The sequence below is a fragment of the Variovorax sp. 01T439_2 genome (assembly GCF_056398445.1).
In genome coordinates this window covers 1-6786 of sequence record NZ_JBFTPJ010000236.1, presented here as the reverse complement: position 1 = coordinate 6786, position 6786 = coordinate 1, and the positions used below count along the sequence as shown (strand labels likewise).

The window sequence follows — 6786 nt, the reverse complement described above, 5'->3', positions numbered from 1 at the left end:
TGCCCAGGGCATCGGGTGCTCCCCGCAGCGAAATAAAGGAGGAGCCGAAGGCGGGGGACATTCGCGGAGGGGAGTACCCGGTGGCCTGTGCACGCGCCCCGAACAAGAACAACAGCAACAGATCACTGCGGCGGACCGTGGCCCACTTTGTTCACCGCCCAATTTTTGAGCAAACTGATTATTCCCCTTGTAAAACAACAAGTTAGATCTGCTTTACAAGGAAGAACATCAGTTATCCCCAAAGTTGTCCACGGAAAATGGGGATGGCATCGGCTTCTTCAGAATTCGCCCGCAAGTCCTTGATTTGTGGCACTCAGCCGGCAGCGGCCTGCTCCACGGCGTAGTGCTGGCACAGCGTCTCGACCAGCGCCTGCGCATAGATCGGCAGTGCCGCCCGGTCGCGCACCAGCAGGTAGCGCTCCCGCACGCACCATGCGTCGCTGAGATCGATCAGCGCGAGCCGCATGCTTTCCTGATTGCGCCGCGCCGCCGACTCCGGCACCACGCCAATGCCCACGCCGCTGCCGATCATCCGGCACATGGCGTCGAAGCTGCCGAGCTGGATGCGCAGCTTCTGCCGCTTGCCGAGGTTGTCGGTGATCTGCGCCAGAAAGGTCTGCAAGGTGCTGCCTTGCTGCATGCCGATGGCGTCTTCGTCGAGCGTTTCCGCAAATGAAATCCTGCGGCGCTTCGCGAAGCGGTGCTTGCGCGAGGTGGCGAGCACCAGCCGGTCGGTGCTGAAGTGGATCGCTTCGAGGCCCAGCGTGTCGACGCGGCCCGCCACGATGCCGATGTCGGCGCGGCCGTCGAGCACGCCGCGCGGGATCTGAGCATTCGGTTTTTCCTGAAGGTCGACGTTGATGCGCGGATTGCGCGCAAGAAAGCCCGGCAAGATTTCAGGCAGGAAATCGGTCACCGCCGTGGTGTTGGCGAACACGCGCAGGTGGCCGCGCAGGCCGCCGCCGTATTCGAGCAGGTCGGCGCGCAGCTGCTCGGTCTGGTGCAGCACGAGGCGCGCGTGGTGCAGGAAGGCTTCCCCCGGCGGCAGCAGGCGCACGCCGCGCGCTTCGCGCTGCAGCAGCTGCAGCCCGGCCTGGTTTTCGAGCGCCTTGATGCGCGCGCTGGCCGCCGCAAGCGACAGGTGCTGCCGCTCGGCCGCGCGCGTGAGATTGCCGAGCTCGGCCGTGGCAACGAAGAGGCGCAGGTCGGTCAGGTCGAAAAGCATGGCGCCATCGTAAAGCCCGAGCCTTCGGTATTTCAGAAGCCTGGGTTTCGAAATCGCAGATTGCGCGCGCTGCCACGGCAGAACACCATGCAGCCATGGAGACAAAGACAATGAAATTCCGCGCACTGGCGCTTCTTTCCCTTGCCGCGGCTGCGCTCTGCACTGCGGTTCCGGCTGCCGCGCAGCCCTACCCCTCGCGCCCCGTCACGCTCGTCGTGCCGCAGGCCGCGGGCGGCACCAACGACATCGTGGGCCGCCTCGTGGGCCAGAAGATCGGCGAACTGATGAACGCGAGCGTGGTGGTCGACAACCGGCCGGGCGCGGGCGGCAACATCGGCACGCAACTGGTCGCCAAGGGCCCGAAGGACGGCTACATGCTGCTCATGACCATCAGCAGCAGCCAGGCCATCAACCCGGCGCTCTACAAGAACCCGGGCTTCGATCCGGTGAAGGATTTCAAGCCCGTGGGCCTGATCGGCGCGGTGCCCAACGTGCTGCTGGTCAACCCCTCGTTGCCCGCGAAGGATTTCAACGAGTTCCTGAAGCTCGCGCGGCAGAAGGGCGCCAACTACCAGTACGCCTCGGCCGGCAACGGCACGCTCAACCACCTGCTGGGCGAAATGCTCAACAGCATGGCCGGCATCTCGCTGCAGCACGTGCCGTACAAGGGCGTGGCGCCCGCACTCAACGACGTGCTCGGCGGGCAGCTGCCGATCGTGTTTGCGAGCCTGCCTTCGGCGCTCTCGCACATCAAGGCCGGCAAGCTGCGCGCGCTGGCCGTGAGCGGCGACAAACGCTCGCCAGTGCTGCCGGAGGTGCCCGCCATTGCCGAGGCCGTGCCGGGCTACAACGGCACGCTCTGGATCGGCCTGTTCGCGCCAGCGGGCGTGCCACCCGAGGTGCTCGCCACGCTGCAGGACGCGACGCGCAAGGCGCTGGCCGCGAAGGACCTGCGCGACAAGCTCGAACAGCAGGGCGTGGAGATCGCGCCGCCCACCACGCCCGATCAATTCTCGAAACTGCTGCAGGACGACCTCGCCAAGTGGGCACGCATCGTCAAGGCCTCCGGCGCAGCGGTCGACTGAAGGAACCCATGAGCAATCCCGTCCAAGAAAAGTCCTCCGGCGCGATCGACAGCGGCACGCTCGCCAAGCTCCAGGCCTGGCAAGGCCGCAGCGAAACGCTGGCCGACGACATCACCGCCGCTCCCGTGCGCGCACTCTCGGCCACGCTCGACCGCGACGACGCACCGCCCGCCGCCGGCACGCGCCTGCCCGAGCTCTGGCATTGGCTCTACTTCCTGCCGCACCATCGCCAATCCGAGATCGGCGAGGACGGCCATGCGAAGCGCGGCGGCTTCCTGCCGCCCGTGCCGCTGCCGCGCCGCATGTGGGCCGGCGGCCGGCTGGCATGGGAGCCGGGCAACCCGCTGCAGGTGGGTGACAGGGCCGAGCGCACCTCGACCATCGCCTCGGTCAGCCACAAGCTGGGCCGCACGGGCGAGCTGATGTTCGTGCTGGTGCGCCATGAAGTGCGCAACGAACGCGGCCTTGCGCTGACCGAGGAGCACGACATCGTCTACCGCGCCGCGGCCGCGCCCGGCGAGAAGGCGCCGCCGCCCACGCCGGCGCCGAAGGACGCCGCCTTCAGCCGCGAGATCGTGCCCGACGACGTGCTGCTGTTCCGCTATTCGGCGCTCACCTTCAACGGCCACCGCATCCACTACGACCGCCGCTACGTGACGCAGGTCGAGGGTTATCCGGGCCTGATCGTGCACGGCCCGCTGATCGCGACGTTGCTCGTGGACCTGCTGCGCCGCAACCTGCCGGGCGCGCAGCTCGCGCGATTCGAGTTCCGCGCCGTGCGGCCGACCTTCGACATCGCGCCGTTCCGCGTGCACGGCAAGCCGGCCGAAGGCAGCACGGACGGCAAGACCTTCAGCCTCTGGGGCGAAGACGCCGATGGCTGGCTCACGATGCAGGCCACGGCCGTGCTCGCATGAAAAAGAATATGGAAAACACGTCCATGACAAGACCTCTCGACGGCATCACCGTGGTTTCGCTCGAGCACGCGATCGCCGCGCCGTTCTGCACCCGGCAGCTGGCCGACCTTGGCGCCCGCGTCATCAAGGTGGAACGCCCCGGCGCCGGCGATTTCGCGCGCGCCTACGACGCACGCGTGGGCGGCGAGGCCTCGCACTTCGTGTGGGTGAACCGCTCCAAGGAAAGCCTCACGCTCGACCTCAAGCAGCCCGCCGCGCTCGCGGTGCTGCAGGCGCTGGTGGCCGAGGCCGACGTGCTGGTGCAGAACCTCGCGCCCGGCGCGGCCGCGCGCATGGGCCTGGGCGCCGAGGCGCTGCAGGCCCTGCATCCGCGGCTCATCGTCTGCGACATCTCGGGCTATGGCGACGACGGCCCGTACCGCGACAAGAAGGCCTACGACCTGCTGATCCAGAGCGAGGCAGGCTTTCTCTCGGTCACGGGCACGCCGGACGATCCCTGCAAGTCGGGCAATTCCATCGCCGACATCGCGGCGGGCATGTATGCCTACACCGGCATCCTCGCGGCGCTGCTGCAGCGCGGCAAGACCGGCAAGGGCTCGCACATCGACGTGTCGATGCTCGAATCGCTCGCCGAGTGGATGGGCTACCCGATGTACTACGCCTACGACGGCGCGCCGCCGCCGCCGCGCAGCGCGGCCTCGCACGCCACCATCTATCCCTACGGTCCCTTTCCCGCGGGCGACGGCGGCACGGTGATGCTGGGCCTGCAGAACGAGCGCGAATGGCGTGTGTTCTGCGAGAAGGTGCTGCAGCAGGCGGCGCTTGCCACCGACGCGCGCTTCGACAGCAACGCGCGGCGCAACGAGAACCGCGACGCGCTGCGCGCGATCATCGTCGAGACCTTCGCCGCGCTCGGCACCGCGCAGGTGGTCGAGCGCCTCGATGCGGCGCAGATCGCCAATGCGCGCATGAACGACATGGCCGGGCTGTGGGCGCATCCGCAATTGCAGGCGCGCGAGCGCTGGCGGCAGGTGGGCTCGCCGGCCGGCGACATTCCGGCGCTGCTGCCGGCCGGCCGCCAGAGCGCCTTCGACTACCGCATGGACGCGATACCGGCCGTGGGCCAGCACACCGACGCCATCCTGCGCAGCCTGGGCCGCAGCGAGGCGGACATCGCGGCGCTGCGCGAGGCGGGGGCGGTGTGAGCGCGGCAGCGCTCGCGCTGGCGCGCGCCTTTCTCTTCGTGCCGGCCGACCGGCCCGAGCGCCATGTGCGCGCGCTGGCCACCGGCGCGGGCGGGGTGATCGTCGACCTGGAGGATGCGGTGGCGCCCGAGCGCAAGGCCGCGGCGCGCGAAGGCCTCGCGGCCTCGTTCGCCGCGCTGCCCACGGCCGGCCGGCAGCGCCTGCTGGTGCGCATCAATGCCGCAGGCACGCCCTGGCACGAGGACGACTGCGCGGCCGTGGCCGGGCTGGTCTTGCAGGGGCTGATTGCGGGCGTGGTACTGCCCAAGGCGGAGCGGGGCGGCGACCTGCGGCGGCTGGCCGAAGCCATCGGCCCCCGAGGCGTGCTCGTGCCGCTCGTCGAATCGGCGGCCGGGCTTGCGGCGATCGATGAACTCGCGGCGGCGCCACAGGTGCTGCGGCTCGCCTTCGGCAACCTCGATTTCCAGGCCGATGTCGGGCTGGCCTGCGATGCGGACGAAGCCGAGCTGGTGCCGGTGCGCCTGGCGCTGCTGCTGGCCTCGCGCCGCACCGGGCTGCCCGCGCCGATCGACGGCGTGACGGCCGACTGGCGCGATGCGCAGCGCCTGGCCGCCGACACCGCACGCGCGCGGCGCGGCGGCTTCGGCGCCAAGCTGTGCATCCACCCCGACCAGGTTGCGCCGGTGCAGGCCGCGCTCGGCCCGAGCGACGGCGAGCTCGCATGGGCGCGCCGCGTGATCGAGGCCGTGCGGTCGGCTGGCGGCGGCGTCGCCAGCCTCGACGGCCGCATGGTCGACGCGCCGGTGGTTCGCCTGGCCGAACGGCTGCAGGCGCTCGCTGCGGAACAAGACAGCCATCCAACAACCAAGGAGACAAGCAAGTGACATTGAAGAAGAACTGGAAGGGCCGCACCCTGCTGGCCGCATCGCTGGGCGCAGGCCTGCTGGCCGTGCAAGCGCCGGCCGCGGCGCAGGCGCCCTGGCCCGAGAAGCCCATCACCATGGTCGTGCCGTACTCGGCCGGCGGCCCCACCGACGTGGTCGCGCGCATGCTCGCGATTCCCATGGGCAAGTCGCTCGGGCAGACCGTGATCGTCGAGAACACCGTGGGCGCGGGCGGCACCATCGCGCCCGCGCGCGTGGCCAAGGCGGCGCCCAACGGCTACACCATCCTGATCCACCACATGGGCATGGCCACCGCGCCCGCGCTCTACAAGAAGCTCAACTACGACCCGCTGAAGGACTTCGAATACGTGGGCCAGGTGATGGACGTGCCCATGACCCTGCTCTCGCGCAAGGACTTTCCGGCCAGCAACTTCCAGGAACTGCTGGCCTACGTGAAGACCCACAAGGACAAGGTCACGCTTGCCAACGCCGGCATCGGCGCGGTCTCGCAGCTGTGCGGCATGCTGCTGGCGCACCAAATCGGGGTGCAGCTCACCACCGTGCCCTACAAGGGCGCCGGCCCGGCGCTCAACGACCTGATGGGCGGACAGGTCGACCTGCTGTGCGACCAGACCACGCAGACCGCGCCGGTCATCAAGGACGGCAACCGCGTCAAGGTGTTCGGCGTGACCACGCCGAAGCGCCTGTCCAGCATGCCCAGCATTCCCACGCTCGACGAGCAGGGCCAGAAGGGTTTCGACGTGAAGGTGTGGCACGGCATCTACGCGCCCAGGGGCACGCCGCCGGCCGTGATGGAAAAGCTCAACACGGCCCTGCGCGCCGCGCTGCAGGACGACATGGTCAAGCACCGCTTCGCCGAGCTGAGCACCGAGGCCGTGCCGATGGACAAGGTGACGCCCGAAGCGCTGCGCACCCACCTGGCGGCCGAGACCGAGAAGTGGGGGAAGGTGATCAAGGCGGCGGGGGTGCAGGCGGACTAGGAGCCTGGCGCGCGGCGATCCTGCGCCAGCAGCGTCTGGTGGAACAGCAGGAGCAGTTGCCGCGCAAAGACATCCATGTTCGACGCGCGGTCCGCGTTAGCGGTTTCGATCGTCCTGCTGGCCGCAGCCTCTCCGGCAATGGCCAGGCACACATGACCCGGCGCGTCGCCATAGGGGCTGCCGGACGGGCCGGCCGCGCCGCTCTCGGCAATGCCCCAGGTGGCGCGGTGGCTGTCCCGGATCCTGCCTGCAATGAAGCTGGCATAGGGTTCGGTTTCCGCGCGCATGCCGGCCATGTCTTCGGCCGTCAGCCCCAGCAGCGCTTTTCCGGCCCGGCGCGAGTAGACGACCGCGCCGCCGAGGAAGAAAGCCGAGGCGCCCGGGATGGCGAGCAGGGCGGCCGACACCAGCCCGCCGGCCGAGGATTCGGCCACCGCCACCGTCTGGCGCCGCTCGCGCAGGATGGCGC

The 6786-nt window shown here is 69.4% G+C and carries 7 protein-coding genes; 5 read left to right on the top strand and 2 right to left on the bottom strand.

Annotated elements, in window-relative coordinates; genetic code table 11:
• Nucleotides 1-313: 313 nt before the first annotated feature.
• Nucleotides 314-1225, bottom strand: a complete 912-nt coding sequence (locus AC1DOC_RS13290; protein WP_012747155.1) for a LysR family transcriptional regulator — start codon at nucleotides 1223-1225, stop codon at nucleotides 314-316.
• A 110-nt stretch (nucleotides 1226-1335) separates the two neighbouring features.
• Here AC1DOC_RS13290 and AC1DOC_RS13285 point away from each other — a divergent pair, with 110 nt between their 5' ends.
• The 5 genes from AC1DOC_RS13285 to AC1DOC_RS13265 are packed head-to-tail and all read left to right on the top strand — an operon-like array spanning nucleotide 1336 to nucleotide 6317.
• Nucleotides 1336-2310: a tripartite tricarboxylate transporter substrate binding protein gene (locus tag AC1DOC_RS13285; RefSeq protein WP_478083471.1), complete on the top strand. Its 975-nt coding sequence runs from the start codon at nucleotides 1336-1338 to the stop codon at nucleotides 2308-2310.
• Between the two features lie 8 nt (nucleotides 2311-2318).
• Complete coding sequence (locus AC1DOC_RS13280; protein WP_478081929.1) at nucleotides 2319-3227, top strand: HTD2 family dehydratase; 909 nt, start codon at nucleotides 2319-2321, stop codon at nucleotides 3225-3227.
• A 23-nt stretch (nucleotides 3228-3250) separates the two neighbouring features.
• Nucleotides 3251-4432, top strand: a complete 1182-nt coding sequence (locus AC1DOC_RS13275; protein ID WP_478081927.1) for a CaiB/BaiF CoA transferase family protein — start codon at nucleotides 3251-3253, stop codon at nucleotides 4430-4432.
• Entirely contained in the window at nucleotides 4429-5316 is an 888-nt protein-coding gene (locus AC1DOC_RS13270; protein ID WP_478083473.1) for an HpcH/HpaI aldolase/citrate lyase family protein, read from the top strand. The genes AC1DOC_RS13275 and AC1DOC_RS13270 overlap by 4 nt, the downstream gene beginning before the upstream one ends.
• On the top strand, nucleotides 5313-6317 hold the full coding sequence (locus AC1DOC_RS13265; RefSeq protein WP_478080668.1) for a tripartite tricarboxylate transporter substrate-binding protein: 1005 nt from the start codon (nucleotides 5313-5315) through the stop codon (nucleotides 6315-6317). The genes AC1DOC_RS13270 and AC1DOC_RS13265 overlap by 4 nt, the downstream gene beginning before the upstream one ends.
• Here AC1DOC_RS13265 and AC1DOC_RS13260 read toward each other — a convergent pair.
• On the bottom strand, nucleotides 6314-6786 hold a 473-nt coding region (locus AC1DOC_RS13260), incomplete at its 5' end, for a CinA family protein (protein WP_478129906.1). The two genes, AC1DOC_RS13265 and AC1DOC_RS13260, sit on opposite strands and share 4 nt — an antisense overlap.